Here is a 21,535-nt window from a genome sequence, read left to right on the forward strand (position 1 = left end):
GAACCGGGAGCGAACGGGACGACGGGCCCTGTCGGCCGGGACGTCGGGACGGGGACCGTCAGGAGGGACCGATCCGCGACCGGGAAGTGGGGCACACGATGGCGCAGTACCGCAACGACCACGGAGCGGACGTCGATCCGCACGACCTCGACCTGGTGGCGTTCCGCTCCGCGCCGCAGCGGCGGGCGCGTGACGCGCTGCTCGCCGTCAACGCCGACATGCGGCGCAACTACGCCTCCCTGAAGGCCGATCTGACCACCCGCCTCACCCCGGTGATCGTCGTCCAGAACGACTCCCGGGGCGGCCGCTACACCCTCGTGGACGCCGGGCAGCGGGAGTCGCTGCATCCCGTCGCCGAGGTGTTCGAGCTGGTCAAGTCGACCGCCCATGTGCCGCTCGGGACCTTCACCGTCCTCGCCCCGTACCTCAAGGGCCCGGAGGGACGGGGCTGGGTCCGGCCGCTCCAGGACTTCGCGGCCACGCTGACCGTCGCCCGGCAGCAGCTCGCCGCCGCCGGCCTGCCGCGCGAACCGGCGGCCTCCTCGCGGCGGATCCTCGACGCTGCGCTGCGGTTCATCGCGCTCGTCATCGAGCGTCCGATGTCCGGGCCCGAGCTGATCAGGGCCTTCACCGACTTCAGCGGCGGCGTCTTCGGTGACATCCGCATCAACATGTACCACGCCGCCAAGGCCCAGATCGCCGGGGTGGAGACGGTGATGCGGCGCTGGCGGAGCCGGGTGGGGGAGCAGCGGTGGAAGGGCCTCTACGTCGTGGTCCTCTCGCTGTGGACGACCTCGGTGCTCAACCAGAACAGCATCATCATCCGGCGGTTCATGGACCCGGCCGCCGTCGCCACCCACCTCATCGACCTGCCGACCGCCGAGACGCCCGCCGACCCCGTCCTCACCGCCCTCGACAACCTCGCCCGGATCGTGCAGGACAACGTCGCCGCCGAACTGGTCTTCCCCGTCGACCAGGAGATCGCCGACGCCCTCAAGGGGCAGGAGGACCTGCTCTCCGACACCATCCAGCAGCTACTGGCCTGCCCCTACCAGGACAAGCGGGCGGCGGCGGACGCAGGGGCGGTCGGACGGGCGGACGGAAATGCCGTCGCGCGGGCGGTCGGCCGGGTCGTACGGTGACCCGCGTGGCCCACGCGAAGACCTCCTACGTCTGCCTGCCCTGCCGGGCCTCCTACAAGCAGCCCTACGGCAGGCCGGGCGACGAGCGGCGCTGCCCGCGCTGCGCCGGGGCGCTGGTCCACGCGGGTTCCGCCTTCGCCGCCCCGCCCCGCCGGGACACCGCCGCCTGGCGCACGCTCGGCCTGCTGCTGCACGCCGGCATCGGCTTCCACAAGAGCTGCTGCGGCGGCCCGGGCTACCGCCCCCGCACCCGTCACGAGGTGCGCGAGCGCACCCTGTTCGCGCGCCGCTCCGGGGAGCCGCTCGCACGGGCGCTGCTGCACCGCGAAGTCCCCTGGGAACGGGCGGCGGGCTGAACACGCCGGCCGGGGCGTGACAGGATCACGTGCATGACTCCTCCCGCGCGGCGGTCGGCCTCCGCGATCACGCCCGTACGGCTTCTCGCGGGCCACGCGTCGGCCGGTCAGCCGGTGTCCGAGGTGCTGCCGGCGGTCCCGCTGGAGGCCGGGGAGCGCCAACTGGCGGGCAGTCCCGGGCCGGCGCCGGGGTGTGCGGCCGGCGATGTGCTCGCGGTCGGCCGCGACACCGCCACCGGGGTCGAAGCGGTCATGGACGTCTGGGCGGCCTCTGCCGACGGCGCCTCGTGGTGGTTCGGCAAGGGGTAGGAGGGCGGCGACGTTCAGGAGTCGGCTGCGAGTGGGAAGTCGGCCGGTCCGACTTCCCACTCCGGGGTTCCCGCCCGGTGGCGGCCCCGCCCCCCGCGCGGGGCCGGCACCGAGGGGCGCCCGTCAAGGATGAGGCCGCGGGGCCGGTGGGCGCTTGTACGAAAGCGAACCCGGTGGCCGTGCGAGGGGAGGGTCGTTGGACGCGGAGGACGGCGGGACGGCGGAGGACCGGGGGGAGAGCGTCGAGCGCCGGCCGCCGGAGTGGATGCGCGGTGACGTGGTCAGGTGCCGCGGCTACCGGTCGGCCGGTGTCCGGAACCCGAGGGTCACCCTGCCCAGCGCGGCCGTGACCCTGCTGGTGGGCTGGGGCGAGCCGCTGCACATCCGGCAGGGGCTGGGCGGCGTGGCGCGCGAACGGACGCGCCACGCAATGATTGCGGGCCTGCAGACGGCTCCGGTGCTGGCGGGCTACCGGGGGTCGGGCCACGCCCTGGAGATCGAGTTCACGGCCGTCGGGGCGTCCCGGGTCTTCGGCCTGCCGCTGCACCTGCTCGCCAACGCCGCCGCCCACCCGGACGAGGCGATGGGCCAGGGCTGGACGGCGCGGCTCACCGAACGGCTGGCGCAGGCGCCGGACTGGGCTGCCCGCTGGGAGGTCGTGGACGCCGTCCTCGGGCCGCGGCTGGCCGCCGCCCCGGCCGCCCCGGGGCTGGCCGTCGAGGCCTGGCAGCGGCTGAGCGACGCGCACGGCGGGCTGACCGCGCGGGAACTCGCCGCCGCCACCGGCCGGGGCGAACGCCGGCTCCAGCACGTCTTCCGGGACCACGTCGGCGTGCCGCCGCAGACCGTCTCCAGGATCCTCCGCTTCCGGCGGGCGCTCGCGCTGTCCGGACGCGCCCGCCTCTCCCTGACCGAGGTGGCCGCGATGAGCGGCTACCACGACCAGGCCCACATGAACCGGGACTTCCGCGCCCTGTCCGGCCGCACGCCCGGCCAGCTGCGCCTCGTCGCCGACCGCCTGGCGGCCGACGGCGGGGTCGCGTGCGTGAGCGAACCCGGCTGCCTGAGCGACTTCTTCGAGGTCGGCGCGGCGGACTGGTGGCCGTGACGGCCGCTCGGCTCGCGGGGGTGAACGGCGCTCGGGCGCGGCGTCGTCCGGTGCCGGACGGTGGAGCGGCGTCCCGGCCACCGCGGCGACTTCGGGCGTACGCCGTACACTCGTCAAGTCGCCGAAACCGAGGGAGAGTCGACGATGACCGAGGGCGAGGGAACCCGCCGCACCCCGTTGAACCGCGAGCGCGTGCTGCACGCCGCCGTGGCGCTCGCCGACGCCGGGAGCGGGATCGAGGCGCTGAGCATGCGCAAGCTCGCCCAGGTGCTGGGCGTCGTGCCGATGGCCCTCTACAAGCACGTCGCCAACAAGGGGGATCTGCTCACCGGCATGGTCGACACCGTCGTCGGCGAGATCGACCCGCCGGTCCCCGGCGCCCACTGGAAGGGCGCCGTACGCGAGCGCGTGCTGTCCGCCCGCCGGGCGCTGCACCGCCACCCCTGGGCGCCGCGCGTCATCGAGTCGCTGCCGGCGCCGACGTCCGCGATGCTCGACCACCTGGAGGCGGTGATCGGCCTGTTCCGCTCCGGGGGCCTGTCCGCCGACCTCACCCACCACGCGATGCACGCCCTCGGCGGCCGCGTCCTGGGCTTCACCCAGGAACTGTTCACCGGCTCCCCGGGCGCGGACGCCGGAGCGGCCGCCCGACTGGCCGTCCGCCATCCGCGCATCGCGGAGATCGCCGCCACCGCCGCCCGTGCGGAGGACGGCTCGGCCCCGGGCGGGGGCTGCGACGACCGGTTCGAGTTCGAGTTCGCCCTCGATGTGCTGCTGGACGGCATCGAGCGCCTCCACCGGGCGGGCTGGACATCGGCCGCGGGGTGTCGCCCGTAGGCGCTGCCACCGCTGCGGGCGCCGGCGTTCCTCGCCAGGTGATCCCGGAACCTGTTGCGGGTGATCGCGAATCGGTCTTGAATGGTCCAGACCGCAACGGGAGGGATGCAAACCCATGACTGTTCCTCAACGCACCGTCGTCCTGGGCACTTTGGGCTTCGGAACGATCGTCGACGAGGAGACCTCGTTCCGGCTCCTGGACCACTTCGTCGAGCACGGCGGAACGGTCCTGGACACCGCGAACAACTACGCGTTCTGGCTCGACGGCGCTACCGGGGACGAGAGCGAGGCCGTCATCGGCCGCTGGCTGGCCAGCCGCAAGCTACGGGACCGGGTCGTCATCAGCACCAAGGTGGGCGCCCGGCCCACGGTGCCCGGGGCCGGGCTGGAGGCGGCGGAGGGGCTGTCGGAGAAGGCGGTCCGGGCCGGCATCGAGGGCAGCCTGCGGCGCCTCGGCACGGACCACGTCGACGTGTACTGGACGCACATCGAGGACCGCTCGGTGCCCCTCGCCGAGACCGTGGAGACCCTCGCCGACCTCGTGACGTCGGGGAAGGCGGGCGCGGTCGGCGCCAGCAACCACGCCGTCTGGCGGGTCGAGCGGGCCCGCGCGCTCGCCGGGGACGGCCCGCGCTACTCGCACCTGCAGTACCGGTACTCGTACCTCCAGCCGCGCTTCGACGTGCCGCTGCTCTCCTCCGCCCATGTGCACGTGACCTCGGAACTCCTCGACTACGTCCGCTCCGAGGGCGACCTGCGGCTCTGGGTCTACAGCCCGATCCTCTCCGGCGGCCTCACCCGCGACGACGTCGAGATCGGCGCCGCCTACGACCACCCCGGCACTCCGAAGCGGCTCGCCGCCCTCCGCGCGGTGGCCGAGGAGGCCGGTGCGACCGTCAACCAGGTGGCGCTCAGCTGGCTGCTCGACCACGAGGCGCGGATCCTGCCGCTGGTCGGCGTGAGCAAGGTCGCCCAGCTCGACGAGGCGCTCGGCGCCCTCGACGTGACGCTGACGGAGGAGCAGCGCAACCGCCTGGACGAGGCCGCGCTGTAGGCGTGACCCGGGGGGCCGGACCGGCGGCCCCCCGGGTGCGGCGGCTCAGGCCGCCGGGTAGCCGATCTCGGCCATGTCGTCCGCGAGATCGGCCGGCTCGACGTCCGGGTTGAGCGCGGACACCACGGCTCCGGTGAGCGGTCGCAGCGCCAGGACGTGGGCGATCGCCGCCGTGTCGAGGCCGTCCTCCAGTTCGTAGTACTCCTCGGCCCACGCCCGGTACGCCTCCGCCAGGTCCTCGGCGCCGAGCAGGTCGAAGAGCTCCACCCCGCCCGTGGGCGCCGCCGACGGTGCCCGCCACGCGGTGTCCCCGGCCTCGCGCCAGAAGCAGACGGTGGCGAGCGGCGCGCCGTCCTCCTCGCCGAACGCCGGCTCCTGGACGTGCGGGCGGAAGGCCTCCGGCACCTCCGCGAGCAGGCGCGCCCCCGCGTTCGGCGCGGTGTGGTCGAAGCCGCGCGCGTACACCCCGGCGGGGGAGAAGACCATGAACCAGTCGTCGCCCTGCCCGTCGCGCATCGACGCCATCTCCTCGCCCTCGCTCCACCGGGAGTCGAACGAGTAGTAACGGTCGCCCCAGACGGGTCCGAGGACCGCCTCCAGCATGGCCAGGCCGCGCAGGCGGTCGCGCAGCGCGGCGGCGTCGGGCAGGCGGGCGAGGAGTCCGCTCAGGTCGGGGGCGTCGTGGGTGTCGTGCATGCCGGTAGTGAAGCAGACCGCACCGACAGCCGGTCACGGCCGCAGCGCGATCCGCAGCTCCTGCCCCCGGTGGTCGGACATGCCCAGGTCGTCCACGAAGGCGTACCGCTGCACCGAGACCGTGCGGGAGGTGAACGCCCAGTCCAGGCGCCACCAGTCGGTGCCGAGGACGCCGCCCCAGCTGCCGGGGTAGAGCTCGCCGCTCGCCGAGCGGGCGTCGTGGAGGCGGGCGCGCAGCGGATCGAGGTCGCCCATCGCGGGGCTGGTGTTGAAGTCGCCCGCGATCAGCAGGGGTTGCGGGTTGGCGGCGGCGTCGCGCTCCAGGGCGGCGAACTGCTCGCGGCGCGCGGCGTCCGCCTCCCGCACCACGCGGTAGAAGGCGCCGCCGAACACCGACTCCCGGGTGTCCACCTGGACCGGGATGTGCACGTTGTAGAAGGACACCGCGCGGCCGTGGACGTCGACGTCGGTGCGCAGCACCTTGCGCTTGGTGAAGGCCTCCGCCCACGGTGCGTCCGGTGCCACCTCCGGGCCGACCGGTGGCGTGGCGAGCACCGGGAAGCGGGAGAGGGTGACCAGCTCGCCGGCCACCACCACCTGGTGGTCGGGGAACTCCCGGCGGATCCGGTCGAGTTCGTCGACCTCGGCGTGCGTCTCGCGCACCCAGGCCAGGTACTCCTGGAGCAGGTAGACGTCGGCGTCCCGGTCGTGCAGGAAGCGGTAGAAGGCGTCCGGGTCGTCGGTGGTGTCCCAGTACTCGGTGTTCCAGGAGAACACCGTGAGCGCGGGCCCGGCCGCCGCCGGCCCCGGAACCGGCACCAGCGCCGCCCAGTTGAGGCCGGTCCGGGGCAGCCCCGCGACCAGCAGCGCCACCACCGCCGGCACCAGCCACCGCCGCACCGGCGGGCCGGGGACCGTCCACCCCAGCGCCAGCAGCGCCACCGGGACGGCGAGGAACAGCAGCGGCGGCGCCAGCCCCGGTATCAGCCAGAACCACCACCGGCCGCTCACCACCAGGTCCAGCAGCAGGAACACCGCCCACAGCCCGGTGGCGGCGGCCAGCAGCCGCACGCCGCCCGAGGCACGCGAGAGCGAGGCCCGAGGGCGCGCGGACCCGGGGCGGGGGGACCGAAAGCGCGGGGAAACGGAATCCGGATCCATGCGGCGGAGCGTAGCAGGCGAACGGAACGCCGGAATTCCGGCATCCAGCACCCGGACACCCCCCAATACGGGGACGATACCGGCCCGATACGGGCCCCCCGTGAACTGGCTCCATGACGTTTTCCGTATCGGTCGTCATCCCGGCCCACAACGCCGCCCGCACCCTCGCCGCCTGCCTGGACTCGGTGTACGCCCAGACCCACCCGCCGCACCAGGTGATCGTGGTGGACGACGGCTCCACCGACGCCACCGCCCGCATCGCCGAGGGCCGTCCGCACCCCGGGCAGGGCCCGCCGTGCACGCTGATCCGGCAGTGGCCCAATCGCGGGGTTTCCGCTGCGCGGAACGCGGGAATTGCGGCGGCCACCGGCGACGTCGTCTTCTTCCTGGATTCCGACGAGGCGCTGACGTCCGATTCGGTGGCGAATGCACTGGAAATCCTCGAAAAGGACCCGGAATGCGGGTGCGTGCACGGTGTGATCGCCCCCGAGCCGCTCTTCGACGACGGACCGGTGGAGCGCTACCGGGTCCTGCACGCGCACTGGTGGCGGGCGCGCGGCGCGGGTGTCGTGGAGACGGCGTTCTTCGCCCAGGCGGCCGTCCGGCGCGAGGTGTTCGAGCGGATCGGCGGCTTCGACGAGGCCCTGCGCGACTCCGAGGACCTCGAACTCAGCGACCGGCTCGCCCCGCACTACCGGATCGTGCTCACCGACCGGGTGGTCGCCCGCCACGACGAGGTGGACCGGCTCGGCCCGCTGCTCGCCGAGACCTACCGGCGCGCCCTGGTGCTCGTCCCGGCCCTGGCCTCGGCCCGGCGCGGCGGGCGGCGCAACCTCACCGCCAACAGCCCCGCCTCGGTCGCCGCCGCCGCGTTCACCCTGGCCGCCCTGCCGCTGGCGCGCCGCCGTCCGGTGCTGCCCGCCGCCGGACTGGCCGCGTTCTGCGCCGCCAACGCCGGGCTGCTGCGCTTCGCCGCCCGGCAGCACGGGCCGGCCTTCGTGCCGTACGCCGCCGGGGTGCACTTCCTGGTCGTCGGCTCGCTGCTGACCGGCGCGGGCGTCGGCGCCCTGCGGATGCTGCTGACCGGGGACCGGGCGGCCGGCCGGTGTACGGCGGGGGAGCGGGCCTGATGCGGGAGCGGCTGCGCAGTCTCCTCACCCCCGCCGTCGTCCTCGCCGCGCTGGTCGGCGTCGGCCTGCTGCTGCGCCACGACGGCCCGGTCGCCGCCCGCGCGCTGGCCCGCGCCGACGCCGTCCCGTGGCTGCTCGCCGCGCTCGCCGCCAACGTCGCGGGCCTCGTCCTCGCCGTGCACGCCTGGCGGGTGCTCGTCCCCGCGCCGCCCGGCAGCGCCCCCGGCACCCCGGGACCGATCCGCGGTCTGACCGCCGCCCGGATCTACTTCCTCGGCCAGCTCTCCAAGTACCTGCCCGGCCGGGTCTGGGGCGTGGTCACCCACGTCACCCACGGCCGCGAGGCCGGGGTTCCCGCCGCCACGATGACCTCCGCCTACCTGCTCAGCCTCGCCCTCGCCGTCCTCACCGGCGCCGGCGTCAGCCTGCTCGCCGCCCCCGCCGCCCTGCCCGGGCAGTGGTTCTGGCTCTGCCTGCCCGCGGCCGGCTTCCTCGCCTGCGCCGCCCGCCCCGCGCTGGCGACCCGCCCGGTCGCGGCCCTCGCCCGGCTCGCCCGCCGGCCGATCGACCCGCCGCCGGACGCCGCCGTCCGCCGGGCGATCGCGCTGGCCGTCGCCTCCTGGCTGGTCTCCGGACTGCACCTGTGGTTCCTCGCGATCGCGCTGGGCGCGCCCGCCGCCGCCTCCGCCGGGCCGGGCATCGGGGCGTTCGCGCTCGCCACCGTGGTCAGCAGCCTCGCCGTGGTCGTCCCCGACGGCTGGGGCGTGCGCGAGCTCACCATCGCCGCCGCCCTGGCCACCGTGCTGCCCGGCGGCACCGCCGCGAGCGCCGCCGTGGCCAGCCGGGTGGTCTGCGTCGTCGCCGAACTCGGCGGCGCGGCCACCGTCCTCGCCTGGGCCCGGCTGCGCGCCTCACCCGTCACCGCGCCCACCGCGCCCGCCGCACCGCCCGCCTCAGCGCCCACCGTGCCCACCGCCGCACCCCCCACCGCCGCACCCCCCACCGCGCCCACCCCGCCACCCGCCCCGATGGGAGACACCCGTGTACACCCTTGACGACGCCGAACGGTTCGAGGTCGGCGAGGTGCACGACCTGTACCGCCGGTACGTGAACAGGAGCCAGGTCTCGCTGATGACCTCCTTCGGCTTCGGGCGCGAGCTCGTCGCCCACGCCGAGGGCGCCCACCTCACCCTCACCGACGGCCGGCGCGTCCTCGACGTCACCGGCGGCGTCGGCGTGCTCAACCACGGCCACAACCACCCGCGCATCCTGGCCGCCCGCGAACGCTTCGCCCGCGAGCGCCGGATGGAGGTCCACAAGACCTACTTCTCGCCCTACCTCGCCGCGCTCTCCCACAACCTCGCCGAGGTGCTGCCCGGCGACCTGTCGATGTCCTTCCTCCCCAACTCCGGCGCCGAGGCCGTCGAAGGCGCCGTCAAACTGGCGTACAAGTACCACAACGGCCGGCGCGGCACCGTGCTGCGCGCCGACCGCGCCTTCCACGGCAAGCTGCTCGGCTCCGGCGGCCTCACCGGGCAGGCCCAGTTCGCCTTCCCGACCATCCCCGGCATCGACACCTTCACCTACAACGACCTGGCCTCCGTGCGCCGGGCCGTCGCCGCCCACCCCGGCGACGTCTACGCGATCCTCGTCGAGCCGTTCAGCGCCTCCACCATCGAGGCCTGCTCCGAGGGCTTCCTGCGCGGGCTGCGCGAACTGTGCGACCGCGAGAGGATCGTGCTGATCTTCGACGAGATCTACACCGGCTGGGGCAAGACCGGCACCCTGTTCCACTTCATGCGCTACCCCGGCCTGCTGCCCGACGTGCTCACCACCTCCAAGTCCTTCGGCGGCGGCAAGTCCTCCATCTCCGCGTTCATCGCCCGCGAACCCGTCTTCCGCAAGGCCTACGACAACCTCGGCGACGCCCTGCTGCAGTCCACCTCCACCACCTACTACGGCTTCGGCGAGGAGTGCGCCACCGCCCTGGAGGCCGTCAACATCGCCGTCGAGGACGACTACCCGGCCCGCGCCCGCGCCATCGGCGCCGTCCTCGAACCGGGCCTGCGCCGGCTCGCCGAGGAACACCCCGACACCGTCTCCCGGGTCGACGGCGCCGGCGCCCTGTGGGGCGTCTTCATCGACGGCGGGCCGCGCATCCTCGACCTGGTCGCCAAGCTCGCCCCCGGCGGCATGGCCCGGGACCCGCGCTTCAAGACCAAGCTGGTCACCTGCGCCGTCATCAACGCCCTCTACCGGGACCACGGCATCTTCGCCTACTACACCCTCAACGGCCGCAACCCGCTCATCATCGGCCCCTCCCTGGTCACCGACCCCGCCGACGTCGAGCGCACCGTCGACGCCCTCGGCGCCGTCCTCGACGAGGGCCTCGGCCGGCTGGTCACCCGCTTCATCAAGCAGAAGGTGGGATCCCAGTGGTGAGCGGAGGAGCTGCCCGGCTCACCGTCGCCGTCACCGGCGCCGCCGGCATGCTCGGCTCCCGCCTCGCCGAGCGCCTCACCGCCGACGGCCACCGGGTGCGCGGCATCGACCTGCGCCCCGGCCCGGGCGTCGAGGTCGTCGGCGACATCCGCGACCGCGCCGCCCTCGACCGCGCCCTGCACGGCGCCGACGCCCTGGTGCACGCCGCCGCCGCCCTGCCCAGCTACCCCGACGAGCAGATCCGCTCGATCATCGTCGACGGCACCCGCACCGTCCTCGCCGCCGCCCGCGCCGCCGGCACCCCCCGCGTCGTGCACATCTCCTCCACCGCCGTCTACGGCCTGCCCCGGCTGGTCCCCACCCCCGAGACCCACCCCCGCGAGCCCGTCGACACCTACAGCCGCGCCAAGGCCGCCGCCGAGGAGATCGCCGAACGCCACCGCGCCGACGGCCTGTGCGTGCCGATCCTGCGCCCCAAGACCTTCGTCGGCCCCGGCCGCATGGGCCTGTTCGCGATGCTCTTCGAATGGGCCGAGGAGGGCCGCAACTTCCCCGTCCTCGGCCGCGGCGACGTGAGGACCCAGATGTTCGCCATCGACGACCTGGTCGACGCCGTGATCACCGTCCTGCACGCCCCCGACGACGTCGCCAACGACACCTACAACCTCGCCGCCGCCGAATTCGGCACCCTGCGCGAGGACTTCCAGGCCGTCCTGGACGCCGCCGGCCACGGCAGGCGGGTCGTCGGCCTGCCCGCCCGCCCCGCCCTCGCCGTCCTCGACACCCTCCAGCGCGCCCGGCTCTCACCCGTCTACGGACGCCTGCTCCACAAGCTCACCGCCGACTCCTACGTCTCCATCGACAAGGCCCGCGACCGGCTCGGCTTCGCCCCCAGGCTCTCCAACCAGGACGCCATCCTGCGCACCTACCAGTGGTGGCGCACCACCCGCCGGGAACCCCCGGCCGGCCGCGCCGCCGGCCCCAACGCCGGGCGCACCAGCCGCGACCCGTGGAGCCAGGGGCTGCTGTCCGCCGTGAAGATCTTCTTCTGAGGAGCGTTCCGCCATGACCTCCCTGAGCGAACAGAGTTCACAGCACGAGCAGGGCGCACCGCACCGGCGGGGCACCCCGGACGGGCCGCGAGGACCCGCCCGCCGCACCACGGGCCCCTCCCGGCTGCCCGCACTCATCGCCCTGCTCCGCCCCGGGCAGTGGCCCAAGAACGTCCTCGTCGTCCCGCTGCCCCTGCTCGGGGCCGACCTCGCCTGGGACACCGCCGCCCGGACCGCCGTCGCCACGGCCGCCTTCGTGCTCGCCTCCTCCCTGGTCTACGTGGTCAACGACCTCGCCGACGTCGAACGCGACCGCCGCCACCCCGTCAAACGCCACCGCCCGCTCGCCGCCGGCCGGATCACCCGGCGCGCCGCCGTCGCCCTCGCCGTCCTCCTCGCCGTCCTGCTCGCCCCGCTGCTCGCCGCCACCGGACCCGGCGTCGTCGCACCCGTCCTGGTCTACCTCGCCGTCAACGCCGCCTACAGCTGGAGACTCAAACACCTGCCACTGCTCGACGTGTTCGTCGTCGCCACCGGCTTCGTGCTGCGCCTGCTCGGCGGCTACGGCGCCAGCGGCCGCCCGCTGTCCGCCTGGCTGGTGCTCACCGTCCTCACCCTCTGCCTGGTCCTCATCGTCGGCAAGCGCCGCCATGAACTCGGCGTCGCCGGCAGCGGCCACCGGCCCGCCCTGGTCGGCTACTCCGCGCACTTCCTCGACCTCGTCCTGGTCCTGTGCTCCGGCCTCACCGTCATCGGCTACCTGCTCTACCTGCGCACCGAGTCCGGCTACGAGACCGGCGCCCTGCTCACCGCCCCCTGCGCCCTGTTCGCGCTCTTCCGCTACCTGCAGATCGTCGTCGTCCACGCCGAGGGCGGGAACCCCGTGCGCACCCTGCTGCGCGACCGCGCCATGCTCGCCACCGCCGCACTCTGGGGAGCCCTCCTGCTCGGCTTCCAACTCACCTGATGCCAAGCGGCGTTGAACGCGCCCCTTCCGAACGAGGAGCCATGCCCGCCACACCGCTCGTCTCGGTGGTCGTGCCGATGTACAACGACAGCCGCACCGTCGACCTCTGCCTCGCATCCGTCCTCGCCCAGAGCCACCCCGCCATCGAGGTGATCGTGGTCGACGACGCCAGCACCGACGACTCCGCCGCCCGGGCCGCCGCCCACCCCGTCACCCTGGTGCGCGCCGAACACAACGGCGGCCCCGGCGCCAGCCGCAACCTCGGCGTCCGGCACGCCACCGGCGACATCGTCTTCTTCCTCGACGCCGACCTCGCCATGCACCCCGACGCCGTCGCCGAGGCCGTCGCCCTGTTCGCCGAACACCCCGACTACGGCGCCGTGTTCGGCGTCCCCGACAAGGAGCCCCTGTTCCCCGAAGGCCCCGTGGGCCAGTACCGCATCCTCCAGTACCACTACTGGCGCAAGAGCGCCGAAGGCCTGGTCAGCGGCGGCTTCTACGCCCTCGGTGCGGTGCGCCGCGCCGCCTTCCTGGACGCCGGCTGGTTCAACCCCGCGCTGCGCCAGACCGAGGAGATCGACCACGCCGAACGCCTCGCCGCCCGCCACCCCATGCTGCTCACCTCCCGCGTCCGCGGCCGGCTCTCCGACGAGAACCGGATGCGGCCGCTGCTGCGCAAGGCCTTCGTGCGCAGCCGGCTGCGGGTGCCGTTCTACCTCGACCGGGGCCGGGCCATGCAGGGCATGGAGACCCCCGGGCGGGCGGTCGCCTCGCTGCTCGCCGCGCTCACCCTGCTCAGCCTGCCGCTGATCGCCTGGCGGCCGCCCGTCGCGATCGCCACCGCCCTGCTGCTGGCCGCCTTCGTGCTCACCGACCTCGGCCAGTACCGCTTCGTGCGCCAGGAGCGCGGCTACCGCTTCCTCGCCCTGTTCACCCTCTGCCACCTGCTGCTGAACGCCGTCGTCACCGCCGGACTCGCCGCCGGACTCGCCCAGTTCGCGGTCAGCCCCCGCTTCCGCCGGATGTACCGGCGGGACGGCGCCGACCGGCCGCCCGCCGTCCGGTCGTCCGAGCCCACGGGTGCACGGCGCCTCGCCCGCCGACTGCGCACCTGGTACGGGCGCGCCCTGGTCGGCGCCACCGGGCTGTGGCTGATGTACGCCTTCTTCCGCTGGTCGGTCAGCGGCCGCTGGCACTGGGCGATCCTGCTGGACGCCGTTCCCCCGGTGTTCCTGGTCGGCGTGCCGCTGTTCCTGCTGCTCGCCGCGACCGCCGCCTGCGGCCCGCGCCGCGGCTGGGCCCTCGGACTCGCGCTGCCCCCGCTGCTGCTCGGCCTCACCACCGGCTCCGGCCTCAACTGGCCCGCCCTGTGGCACGGCGAGCGCCCCGTGCCGCCCGGCGCCCTGCACGTGGTCTCCTTCAACACCCAGTACTGGGCCGCCTCCACCGGTGCCGACCGGCTCTACGAACTGATCCACCGTCAGAATGCCGACGTCTACCTGTTCCAGGAGCACGTGCTCTGGCAGCCCGGCCTCGGCGAGGACGGCTACCGGCGGCTCGACGACGACGCCCGGCTCGCCGCCGAGTTCCCCGGCTACCACATCGCCCGCACCGGTGAACTGCTCACCGTCTCCCGCTACCCCGTCGTCTCCCAGCGCTCCGTCGGCACCGGCGCCGACCTCGGGCCGGACCCCTCCTTCAGCCGGGTCTTCGCCCGCGACAAGGTCATGCGCACCGACCTCCAGGTCGGCCCCACCGTGCTCAGCGTCTACAACGTGCACATCACCGTGCCGCTCGCCCCCGACCTGTCCCCGTTCTCCGGCTTCGACTTCGACTCCTACTTCAAGCGCAAGTTCGCCTGGCGCCAGGAGGAGATCCGCGGCCTGGAGGCCGACCTGGCGGACAACCCCAACCGGACGCTGATCGCCGGCGACTTCAACGCCAGCCCCGCGATGCGCGACCTGGAGGGGCTGCGTTCCCTCGCGGAGGACGCGATTCGCGCCAACAACGACTTCCTGCCGCTGAGTTGGAAGGATTCCGCGCCCGCCGGATTCGACTGGGACAGCGCCGTCAACCGCCCCTACCCGTTCTGGCGGCTGGACTGGAGCTTCACCCGGGGACCGGTGAAGGTCCACCGCTACGAGTTCCGGCCCGCCGAGGGCATCTCCGAACACCGGCTGCAGGACCTCTGGCTCTCGCTCTGAACACCCCCCCCCGAAAGGACACCGCATGCTGCTCAAGGACCTGCGCACCGCCGTCCGCACCGCCTCCGGCGTCGAACTGCTGGAACGGCTGCCGGCACTGCGCCGCCCGATGGCCTGGCTGGAGGAGCGGCCGGTGCTGCACGGCCTCACCCTGTGGGCCTTCGGCCTGCGCCGCCCGCTGTTCTGGGACCATGTGTTCACCCCCGAGCCGGGCGCCGAACTCACCGAGGTGCGCGAGCTGTTGGAGCAGGGCCGGGAGCGCTACGCCGAACGCCTCACCGGCTTCCTGGAGTACGCGGAGCTGCTGCGCGGCATCCCGCTGAGCGGCACCGCCGCCGCCCCCACCCCGTACTGGAACAACGGCTGGCTGCCGCCGCTGGACGCGCTGTCGCTCTACGGCTTCCTCGCGGCCGAACGGCCCGCCCGCTACCTGGAGATCGGCTCCGGCAACTCCACCAAGTTCGCCCGCCGGGCCGTCGAGGACCTCGGTCTCGCCACCCGGATCACCTCGATCGACCCGGCCCCGCGCGCGACCGTCGACCGGCTCTGCGACGAGGTGGTCCGCACCCCGCTGCAGAGCGCCGACCTGGAGGTCTTCCGCGAGCTGGAGCCGGGCGACATCGTCTTCTTCGACGGGTCGCACCGGCTCCACATGGGCTCGGACGTCACGGTGTTCTTCTTCGAGGTGCTGCCGGTGCTCAAGCCCGGGGTCCTGGTGCACGTGCACGACATCATGCTCCCGGCGGACTACCCGGTGTCCTGGCGCTGGCGGCACTACTCCGAGCAGTACCTGCTGGCCGCGCTGCTGACGGCGGCGCCCTCGCGGTTCGACGTGGAGCTGCCGGACGCCTTCGTGCACGCCGACCCGGAGCTGCGGCGGATCGCCGAGCCGCTGTGGCGCAGGCTCGGGGTCACCGAGCACCATGAGCCGGGGTCGTTCTGGTGGCGGCACGCGGGCTGAGGCCCCCGGACCCGGTCTGCGGCCGGTCCGTGCCGTCGCGGGCCGGTCCGCGCCGGGTCAGACGGTGGGGCAGGCGCCGTTGAGGATGTCCTGCTCCAGCGCCCGCAGCTCCTTGCCCGGTTCGAGGCCCAGTTCCTCGACCAGGTGGGCGCGCAGCGCGCGGTAGACGTCGAGCGCCTCCACCGTGCGCCCGGAGCGGTGCAGGGCGTGCATCAGCAGCCCGTGCAGGTGCTCGCGGAACGGGTGCGCGGAGACCAGCTCGACGAGTTCGCCGACCAGGTCCTCGTGCCGGCCGAGGGCCAGCTCCAGCCGCACCCGCTCCTCGACGGCGCGCAGCCGGCTCTCCTCCAGGCGGCGGGCCCAGGACTCCAGCGCCGGGCAGTCCAGGCCCGCCACGGCCGGCCCGGTCCACCGGGCGAGGGCCCGCCGCAGGGCGCCGACGGCCTCCGCGAGGGCGCCGGAGGCCGCCCGCACCCGGGCGTGGGTGACCTCCTCGTTGAACAGCGCGGCGTCCAGCTCGCCGTGCCCGACCCGCAGCCGGTAGCCGTTGGGGTGGGTCTCGATCACCGGTGGCGCGCCCGCGTCGGCCAGCGCCCGGCGCAGCTGCGAGACGCAGATCCGGATCTGCGTGCGGGCGCTGGCGGGTGGCGCCGCACCCCACAGGTTGTCCACCAACCGGTCCAGCGGGACCACCCAGTTGGGGGTCAGGGCGAAGGTCGCCAGGACGAGCTGCGGCCGTCGGCCGCCGAGTGGCACGGTTCTTCCGTCGACATCGATTTGGAGTGGTCCCAGGACATGCACCAGCACTACAAGGCCCCCGTTCGTCGCTCTCACCTGCGCCGAAGTGGCGCCGACGGAAGCGGAGCGGGCTCCGCCGCCGGGCGCCGCCTGGCAGCATGGTATAGACCTATAGGGGTGTCAAGGGCACCTCAAGGCCATCGGGTGGCCGGATACCTCGCCTGGGCCGGACCCCCGAAATCGGCCGGATCCGACTGGTCGTCGGACGATTCGGGAGCGGTGGTGCGCAGCGGCCGCCGTCAGGAGCTGTTGCTCAGCGCGTAGGTGCGGAAGGTCGCCAGCAGCGGCAGCACGTCCGTCTTGCTCGGCTCCTCGGTGACGGCCCGCATGGCGTCGATCACCGCGTGCGCGATCACCTTCACCACGTCGAGGTCGTCCCCGGCCGTTTCCCCCCAGGCGCACAGCGTCCGGGTGAGCAGGGCGCTCATCCGGGCCCCGATGTTGGAGCTCACCGCGTCGGTGAGTTCGGCCAGCTCCTCGTCGGTCATGCTGGAGCGCAGTCCGAAGGCCAGCGCCATCAGCGTGTCCACGGCGTGCTCGCCGTACACCGCGACCAGGGCGGCGAGCGGCCGCTCGGCCGGCCCCCGGGCGGCCAGCGCGGCCAGGGCCTCGTCGTCGTCCTTCCACGCCGCTTCGAGCGCGGCGAGGGCCCGCAGGGCCTCGTCCACCATCAGGCCATCCGTCATGCGGAGAACGGTATTGACCCCTACCGCGCGCCGGGCCGGGTCGGGCCGGGATCTCACTCGTTCGAGCGACAATCGCGGCGTTCCGGCGCGCGGGCGCGAGGCGGTTCGGTGGGCCTCGGCGGCTGCCGCCACCCGGGGCCGGCCGCGGGCCGGCCGGGGTGGCGGCGTTCAGCCGGCGCCGTGAGCGGCCACGAAGGCGGCGGCGTCCCAGTGGCCGTGCAGCGCGGGCGCCAGCGCGGCGGCGGCGAGCGCGGGGAAGTCCGCGGCCCGCCCGGCGTGCTCCGGCAGCACGCCGAGCAGCGGGGCGCCCGCCACTCGCGGCAGGTCGGCCAGGTTGCAGCGGTCCGCCAGGCCGGGGGAGCCGGGCCAGGCGCCGACCAGCACGCCGAGCAGCGGCAGCCGGCGCGCGGTGAGCGCCTCGGCGGTCAGCGCCGTGGTGTTCAGCGTGCCGAGCCCGGCCGAGGCGACCAGCAGCACCTCGGCGGGCAGGCCGAGTTCGCGTACCGCGCGGGCCTGGTCGGCGAGCGTGCGGCCCTGCTCGTCGTAGCGGACCAGCAGCCCGCCCGCACCCTCGACCAGCACCAGGTCGTGCCGTTCGGCGAGCCCGGCCACCTCCTTCGCCGCGTCCTCCGCGGCCAGGCACGGCAGCCCGGACCGGCGGGCGGCCGTGTCGGGCGCCAACGGCTCGGGGTAGCGTGCCAGTTCACGCAGCGTCAGGTCCCCGGGGCGGGGGGCGGCGGGGCCGGCCAGCCGGCCGACCTCCTCGGCGTCCCCCGGCTCGTCGGGCGCGACGCCGGTCTGCCCGGGCTTGAGCACCGCGACCCGCAGCCCGGCGCGCAGCGCGCTCGCGGCGACCGCCGCCGTGGCGACGGTCTTGCCGACCTCGGTGCCCGTCCCCGTCACGAACAGCACCCGGCCGTCCGGCGTCCTCGTCCCGCTCATCCCGCCACCGCCGCCGCCGTCACGGCCGCGGCGATCCGCGCCACGTCCTCGTCGCCGGTCACGTACGGCGGCATGGTGTAGACGAGGTCCCGGAAGGGGCGCAGCCAGACGCCCTCGAGCGCGGCGGCCCCGGTCGCGGCGGCCATGTCCACCGGGTGGTCCAACTGGACGACACCGATCGCGCCGAGCACCCGGACGTCCTTGACGCCGGGCAGCGCGGCCGCGCCGGCCAGCCCCGCCCGCAGTCCGGTGCCGATCCGCTTGACCTCGGTCTGCCAGTCCTGCGCGAGCAGCAGGCCGATCGAGGCGTTGGCGACCGCCGCCGCCAGCGGGTTGCCCATGAACGTCGGCCCGTGGGCGAGGACGGGCATCTCGCCGCGGCTGATGCCGTCGGCGACCTCCGCGGTGCAGAGCGTCGCCGCCAGGGTGAGGTAGCCGCCGGTCAGCGCCTTGCCCAGGCACATCACGTCCGGTGCGACGCCCGCGTGGTCGGCGGCGAACAGCGCGCCGCTGCGGCCGAAGCCGGTGGCGATCTCGTCGAAGACCAGCAGCACCCCGTGCCGGTCGCACAGTTCGCGCAGCATCCGCAGGTAGCCGGGGGAGTGGAAGCGCATCCCGCCCGCGCCCTGCACCACCGGTTCGACGATCACCGCGGCCAGCTCATCGGCATGACGCTCCATCAACTCGTCGAAGGAGCGCAGGTATTCGTCGTCGAGCGGGGCGTCGAAGCCGGCCGGCGGCTCGGGGGCGAACAGCTGATCGGGCAGTACCCCGCCCCACAGGTGGTGCATGCCGCCCTGCGGGTCGCACACCGACATCGGGTGGAAGGTGTCCCCGTGGTAGCCGCCGCGCCAGGTGAGCAGCCGGCGCTTGCGCGGCCGGCCGAGCGACTGCCAGTACTGCAGGCACATCTTCATCGCGACCTCGACGGACACCGATCCCGAATCGGCCAGGAAGACGTGCTGCAACGGCTCGGGGGTGATCTCCACCAGGGTGGCGGCGAGCCGTACGGCGGGCTCGTGGGTGAGCCCGCCGAACATCACGTGGCTCATCCGGCCCAGCTGCCCGCGCACCGCCTCGTCGAGCACCGGGTGCCCGTAGCCGTGGATCGCCGCCCACCAGGACGACATGCCGTCGACGAGTTCATGGTGCCCGCCCGGGGCCGGTGCGGCCAGGGTGAGCCGCACCCCGGAGGCGGACTCCACCAGGTACGGGGTGGCGGTGCCGGGCATCGGCCCGTACGGGTGCCAGACGTGCGCCCGGTCGAGTGCGAGCAGGGCGTCCGGGGACAGCTGGGTCATGGATGAGGGTCTTTCCGGGGTGTTCGTCGAGGGGGCGTCGGGGGCCGTGCGGCGCTCGGGCGCTCAGGCGTTCGGTGCCAGCTCGGTGCCGGCGCCGCGGCGGCGCACCCGCACCAGGTCGGTGCGCGCCTCGTCGTCGGCCCCGGCCGCCACCGCGCCGTCGTCGGCGGAGCCGTGCGCGTGCCCGCCGCAGGGGCCGCAGCCGCCGCCCGTCCCGCAGGCGCCGGCCGCCGGGGCCGTCCCGCAGCCACCGGTCGCGTCCGCCGCACCCGCCGCGACGTCCGCGCGGTGCCGCGGCAGGGTGCCCTCGCCCATGCCCTCGACCTCGAACCCGGCGTCGCGGATCATGTCGAGGTCGGCCTGCCCGGCCTGGCCCTCGCTGGTCAGGTAGTCGCCCAGGAAGATGGAGTTGGCGAGGTGCAGGCCCAGCGGCTGCATGGTGCGCAGGTGCACCTCGCGCCCGCCCGCGATCCGCACTTCGGTGTCCGGGTTGACGAACCGCACCATCGCCAGGATCCGCAGACAGCGCTGCGGGGTGAGGTTCCACTCCTTCGCCAGCGGGGTGCCCTCGAAGGGGATGAGGAAGTTCACCGGCACCGAGTCCGAGCCCAGCTCGCGCAGCGCGAACACCACGTCGACCAGGTCCTCGTCGCTCTCGCCCATGCCCGCGATCAGGCCCGAGCAGGCCGACAGGCCCGCGCCGTGCGCCTTCTGCACGGTGTCCACCCGGTCCGCGTAGGTGTGGGTGGTGGCGATGTCGCCGTAGGTGCCCTCGGAGGTGTTGAGGTTGTGGTTGTAGGCGTCGACGCCGGCCGCCTTCAGCCGCTCGGCCTGGTTGTCGGAGAGCAGGCCCAGGCAGGCGCAGACCTCCACCGCCGGGTCGGCGTCCTTGATGGCCGCCACCGTGTCGGTCACCCGGTCGATGTCACGGTCCGTCGGACCGCGCCCGCTCGCCACCAGGCAGACCCGCTTGGCGCCGCCCGACACGCCCGCCTTCGCCGCCTCGGCGGCCTCGCCCGGCTTCAGCCAGGTGTACTTCAGGATCTCGGCCTTGGAGCCCAGGCGCTGCGAACAGTACGAGCAGTCCTCCGGGCACAGTCCGCTCTTCAGGTTCACCAGGTAGTTGAGCTTCACCCGGCGGCCGAACCACCGCCGGCGCACCCGCCCGGCGGCCGCGACCACGTCGAGCAGCTCGTCGTCGGTGGTGGCGAGGACGGCGAGCGCCTCCTCGCGGGTGGGGGTCTCCCCACGCAGGCCCTTGGCGGTGAGGGTATCGAGCAGATCCATGGGGCTGATCCTGCCTGCTGGTCCGCGACGGACGCCAGAGGAAACCCACCAGAAGATCCCGGGGAAGCTGTGCGAGTTGTCACAGTGTCGCAGCTCACGGTAGTGGCCCAGGTCACGTCGGCCGCCGGGAGCCCCGCAGGGCCCGGCCCGGGCCCCGACCCCGTGATCTTCACCACCCGTGACCTGCATACAATCTGCCGCATGACCACGCAGGGGGAGCGCACCCCGTCATCGGCAGAGCGACCGGACGGGCCACCGTCAGAGCACGTGTCCGAACGGCCGGCCGGGGCGTACCGGGCCAGACGCGTGACCGCCCGTCGGGTCGTCGGCTGGATCGCCGTCGCCGGCGTGGTGGCGGCCGGCGGCTGGATCGTCACCCGCCCCACGCCCGGCGACTACATACCGGGGCTCGGCCCCTCCAGCAAGGAGGCGTCCAAGACCCCGCCGATCGTCGGCGACGCGCCGCCGCGCACCGTCGCCGACCCCGAGGCCCTGGACGTCGACGCGTACTTCCCCGCCCAGCGGATCGTCGAGTCCGGCAACTACAAGGGCAAGCGCTCCGGGGTGCGGCGCGGCGAGAACTGCACCGAGGTCCTCCAGGACCGGACCCTGGAACTGCTGCGCGAGGCCGGCTGCAAGGGCTACCTGGCCGTCAGCTTCACCGCCCAGGACAAGCCGGTGCTCAGCAGCGTCACCCTGCTGCGCTTCGCCGACGCCCCGACGGCCGCCAAGGCCGCCGAGTCGCTGCGGGCCAAGCCGGGCTCGGTCGCGTTCATCCTCCCGGACGCCTCCGCCGCCCCCGCGCTACCGCCCGCCGTGGCCCGGCCCGCCACCGAACCGCGGGTCGAACTCGTCGGCCACTACGTGACGGTGACCAGTTCGCGGCCCGCCGAGGCGCACCCCGGCGCCGGGGCCGGCACCGCCTCGCCGGGCCCGGCCGGGCCCTCGGTGAGCCCGCTGCCGGTGCCGTCGACGAGCGCGGCCAACCTGGACCAGGCGCTGGACGAGGCCACCCGGGCCATCTCCTACACCGCCGGGGCGCCCTTCATCTGGATGTAGCCGGCCGGTACGCGGTGGAGCCGCCCTCCCCGGAGGGAGGGGC

Annotated in this window: 21 protein-coding genes; 14 read left to right on the forward strand and 7 right to left on the reverse strand. The window is 74.4% G+C overall.

Annotation, left to right across the window (positions count from 1 at the left end):
• Positions 1–98: 98 nt before the first annotated feature.
• From ACFU74_RS17255 to ACFU74_RS17280, 6 genes are all read left to right on the forward strand, one after another.
• On the forward strand, positions 99–1,142 hold the full coding sequence (locus ACFU74_RS17255) for a hypothetical protein (RefSeq protein ID WP_380757356.1): 1,044 nt from the start codon (positions 99–101) through the stop codon (positions 1,140–1,142).
• 5 nt (positions 1,143–1,147) lie between these two features.
• Entirely contained in the window at positions 1,148–1,498 is a 351-nt protein-coding gene (locus ACFU74_RS17260; RefSeq protein WP_380757358.1) for a deoxyxylulose-5-phosphate synthase, read from the forward strand.
• A gap of 33 nt (positions 1,499–1,531) precedes the next feature.
• Entirely contained in the window at positions 1,532–1,807 is a 276-nt protein-coding gene (locus ACFU74_RS17265; RefSeq protein ID WP_380757360.1) for a hypothetical protein, read from the forward strand.
• 196 nt (positions 1,808–2,003) lie between these two features.
• Positions 2,004–2,915 carry a helix-turn-helix domain-containing protein gene (locus ACFU74_RS17270; protein ID WP_380757362.1) on the forward strand — a complete coding sequence of 304 codons (912 nt, stop codon included), beginning with the start codon at positions 2,004–2,006 and terminating at the stop codon, positions 2,913–2,915.
• 144 nt (positions 2,916–3,059) lie between these two features.
• The gene (locus tag ACFU74_RS17275) at positions 3,060–3,752 is read left to right on the forward strand and encodes a TetR/AcrR family transcriptional regulator (RefSeq protein WP_380757364.1); all 693 of its coding nucleotides are present in this window, start codon (positions 3,060–3,062) and stop codon (positions 3,750–3,752) included.
• A 115-nt stretch (positions 3,753–3,867) separates the two neighbouring features.
• Positions 3,868–4,806: an aldo/keto reductase gene (locus tag ACFU74_RS17280; protein ID WP_380757365.1), complete on the forward strand. Its 939-nt coding sequence runs from the start codon at positions 3,868–3,870 to the stop codon at positions 4,804–4,806.
• A gap of 45 nt (positions 4,807–4,851) precedes the next feature.
• Here ACFU74_RS17280 and ACFU74_RS17285 read toward each other — a convergent pair whose 3' ends face one another.
• Positions 4,852–5,502 carry a hypothetical protein gene (locus ACFU74_RS17285; protein ID WP_380757367.1) on the reverse strand — a complete coding sequence of 217 codons (651 nt, stop codon included), beginning with the start codon at positions 5,500–5,502 and terminating at the stop codon, positions 4,852–4,854.
• A 33-nt stretch (positions 5,503–5,535) separates the two neighbouring features.
• Positions 5,536–6,573: an endonuclease/exonuclease/phosphatase family protein gene (locus ACFU74_RS17290; protein WP_380757369.1), complete on the reverse strand. Its 1,038-nt coding sequence runs from the start codon at positions 6,571–6,573 to the stop codon at positions 5,536–5,538.
• A gap of 203 nt (positions 6,574–6,776) precedes the next feature.
• On the opposite strand from ACFU74_RS17290, the gene ACFU74_RS17295 reads away from it, so the two are divergent.
• From ACFU74_RS17295 to ACFU74_RS17325, 7 genes are read left to right on the forward strand one after another with little or no spacing between them, the layout of a single operon-like run.
• Positions 6,777–7,793 carry a glycosyltransferase family 2 protein gene (locus ACFU74_RS17295; protein ID WP_380757371.1) on the forward strand — a complete coding sequence of 339 codons (1,017 nt, stop codon included), beginning with the start codon at positions 6,777–6,779 and terminating at the stop codon, positions 7,791–7,793.
• Positions 7,793–8,848, forward strand: a complete 1,056-nt coding sequence (locus tag ACFU74_RS17300; RefSeq protein ID WP_380757373.1) for a lysylphosphatidylglycerol synthase domain-containing protein — start codon at positions 7,793–7,795, stop codon at positions 8,846–8,848. Before ACFU74_RS17295 ends, ACFU74_RS17300 begins: the two co-directional genes overlap by 1 nt.
• Positions 8,835–10,235 carry an aspartate aminotransferase family protein gene (locus ACFU74_RS17305; RefSeq protein WP_380757375.1) on the forward strand — a complete coding sequence of 467 codons (1,401 nt, stop codon included), beginning with the start codon at positions 8,835–8,837 and terminating at the stop codon, positions 10,233–10,235. Before ACFU74_RS17300 ends, ACFU74_RS17305 begins: the two co-directional genes overlap by 14 nt.
• Entirely contained in the window at positions 10,232–11,287 is a 1,056-nt protein-coding gene (locus ACFU74_RS17310) for an NAD-dependent epimerase/dehydratase family protein (protein WP_380757377.1), read from the forward strand. The genes ACFU74_RS17305 and ACFU74_RS17310 overlap by 4 nt, the downstream gene beginning before the upstream one ends.
• A gap of 13 nt (positions 11,288–11,300) precedes the next feature.
• A complete protein-coding gene (locus ACFU74_RS17315) occupies positions 11,301–12,254 on the forward strand; it encodes a UbiA prenyltransferase family protein (protein WP_380757379.1) in 954 nt (317 codons plus the stop codon).
• 41 nt (positions 12,255–12,295) lie between these two features.
• On the forward strand, positions 12,296–14,458 hold the full coding sequence (locus ACFU74_RS17320; RefSeq protein ID WP_380757381.1) for a glycosyltransferase: 2,163 nt from the start codon (positions 12,296–12,298) through the stop codon (positions 14,456–14,458).
• A 25-nt stretch (positions 14,459–14,483) separates the two neighbouring features.
• A complete protein-coding gene (locus ACFU74_RS17325) occupies positions 14,484–15,419 on the forward strand; it encodes a class I SAM-dependent methyltransferase (RefSeq protein WP_380757383.1) in 936 nt (311 codons plus the stop codon).
• A gap of 57 nt (positions 15,420–15,476) precedes the next feature.
• Here ACFU74_RS17325 and ACFU74_RS17330 read toward each other — a convergent pair whose 3' ends face one another.
• The 5 genes from ACFU74_RS17330 to bioB all read right to left on the reverse strand — a co-directional run bounded on the left by ACFU74_RS17330 (position 15,477) and on the right by bioB (position 20,433).
• A complete protein-coding gene (locus ACFU74_RS17330) occupies positions 15,477–16,175 on the reverse strand; it encodes a BTAD domain-containing putative transcriptional regulator (RefSeq protein WP_380757384.1) in 699 nt (232 codons plus the stop codon).
• 281 nt (positions 16,176–16,456) lie between these two features.
• Positions 16,457–16,903 carry a hypothetical protein gene (locus tag ACFU74_RS17335; protein WP_380757387.1) on the reverse strand — a complete coding sequence of 149 codons (447 nt, stop codon included), beginning with the start codon at positions 16,901–16,903 and terminating at the stop codon, positions 16,457–16,459.
• A gap of 168 nt (positions 16,904–17,071) precedes the next feature.
• A complete protein-coding gene (gene bioD, locus ACFU74_RS17340; protein WP_380757388.1) occupies positions 17,072–17,845 on the reverse strand; it encodes a dethiobiotin synthase in 774 nt (257 codons plus the stop codon).
• The gene (locus ACFU74_RS17345; protein WP_380757391.1) at positions 17,842–19,146 is read right to left on the reverse strand and encodes an adenosylmethionine--8-amino-7-oxononanoate transaminase; all 1,305 of its coding nucleotides are present in this window, start codon (positions 19,144–19,146) and stop codon (positions 17,842–17,844) included. Before ACFU74_RS17345 ends, bioD begins: the two co-directional genes overlap by 4 nt.
• A 63-nt stretch (positions 19,147–19,209) precedes the next feature.
• Positions 19,210–20,433: a biotin synthase BioB gene (gene bioB / locus ACFU74_RS17350; RefSeq protein WP_380757393.1), complete on the reverse strand. Its 1,224-nt coding sequence runs from the start codon at positions 20,431–20,433 to the stop codon at positions 19,210–19,212.
• A 306-nt stretch (positions 20,434–20,739) separates the two neighbouring features.
• Between bioB and ACFU74_RS17355 the strand changes: the two genes are divergently transcribed.
• The gene (locus ACFU74_RS17355) at positions 20,740–21,492 is read left to right on the forward strand and encodes a hypothetical protein (protein WP_380757395.1); all 753 of its coding nucleotides are present in this window, start codon (positions 20,740–20,742) and stop codon (positions 21,490–21,492) included.
• The last annotated feature ends 43 nt before the right edge of the window (positions 21,493–21,535 follow it).

Origin of the sequence: Kitasatospora sp. NPDC057500 (genome assembly GCF_042802195.1) — a bacterium.
In the GTDB taxonomy this organism is placed as follows: Bacteria; Actinomycetota; Actinomycetes; order Streptomycetales; family Streptomycetaceae; genus Kitasatospora.

What these genes read in the sequence shown, in the direction of transcription:
- ACFU74_RS17295 (WP_380757371.1), top strand. Translation starts at nt 6,777, where the DNA reads ATGACGTTTTCCGTATCGGTCGTCATCCCGGCCCACAACGCCGCCCGC.
- ACFU74_RS17285 (WP_380757367.1), bottom strand. Translation starts at nt 5,502, where the DNA reads ATGCACGACACCCACGACGCCCCCGACCTGAGCGGACTCCTCGCCCGC.
- ACFU74_RS17335 (WP_380757387.1), bottom strand. Translation starts at nt 16,903, where the DNA reads ATGACGGATGGCCTGATGGTGGACGAGGCCCTGCGGGCCCTCGCCGCG.
- ACFU74_RS17315 (WP_380757379.1), top strand. Translation starts at nt 11,301, where the DNA reads ATGACCTCCCTGAGCGAACAGAGTTCACAGCACGAGCAGGGCGCACCG.
- ACFU74_RS17345 (WP_380757391.1), bottom strand. Translation starts at nt 19,146, where the DNA reads ATGACCCAGCTGTCCCCGGACGCCCTGCTCGCACTCGACCGGGCGCAC.
- ACFU74_RS17265 (WP_380757360.1), top strand. Translation starts at nt 1,532, where the DNA reads ATGACTCCTCCCGCGCGGCGGTCGGCCTCCGCGATCACGCCCGTACGG.
- ACFU74_RS17280 (WP_380757365.1), top strand. Translation starts at nt 3,868, where the DNA reads ATGACTGTTCCTCAACGCACCGTCGTCCTGGGCACTTTGGGCTTCGGA.
- ACFU74_RS17300 (WP_380757373.1), top strand. Translation starts at nt 7,793, where the DNA reads ATGCGGGAGCGGCTGCGCAGTCTCCTCACCCCCGCCGTCGTCCTCGCC.
- ACFU74_RS17320 (WP_380757381.1), top strand. Translation starts at nt 12,296, where the DNA reads ATGCCCGCCACACCGCTCGTCTCGGTGGTCGTGCCGATGTACAACGAC.
- bioD (WP_380757388.1), bottom strand. Translation starts at nt 17,845, where the DNA reads ATGAGCGGGACGAGGACGCCGGACGGCCGGGTGCTGTTCGTGACGGGG.
- bioB (WP_380757393.1), bottom strand. Translation starts at nt 20,433, where the DNA reads ATGGATCTGCTCGATACCCTCACCGCCAAGGGCCTGCGTGGGGAGACC.
- ACFU74_RS17325 (WP_380757383.1), top strand. Translation starts at nt 14,484, where the DNA reads ATGCTGCTCAAGGACCTGCGCACCGCCGTCCGCACCGCCTCCGGCGTC.
- ACFU74_RS17255 (WP_380757356.1), top strand. Translation starts at nt 99, where the DNA reads ATGGCGCAGTACCGCAACGACCACGGAGCGGACGTCGATCCGCACGAC.
- ACFU74_RS17275 (WP_380757364.1), top strand. Translation starts at nt 3,060, where the DNA reads ATGACCGAGGGCGAGGGAACCCGCCGCACCCCGTTGAACCGCGAGCGC.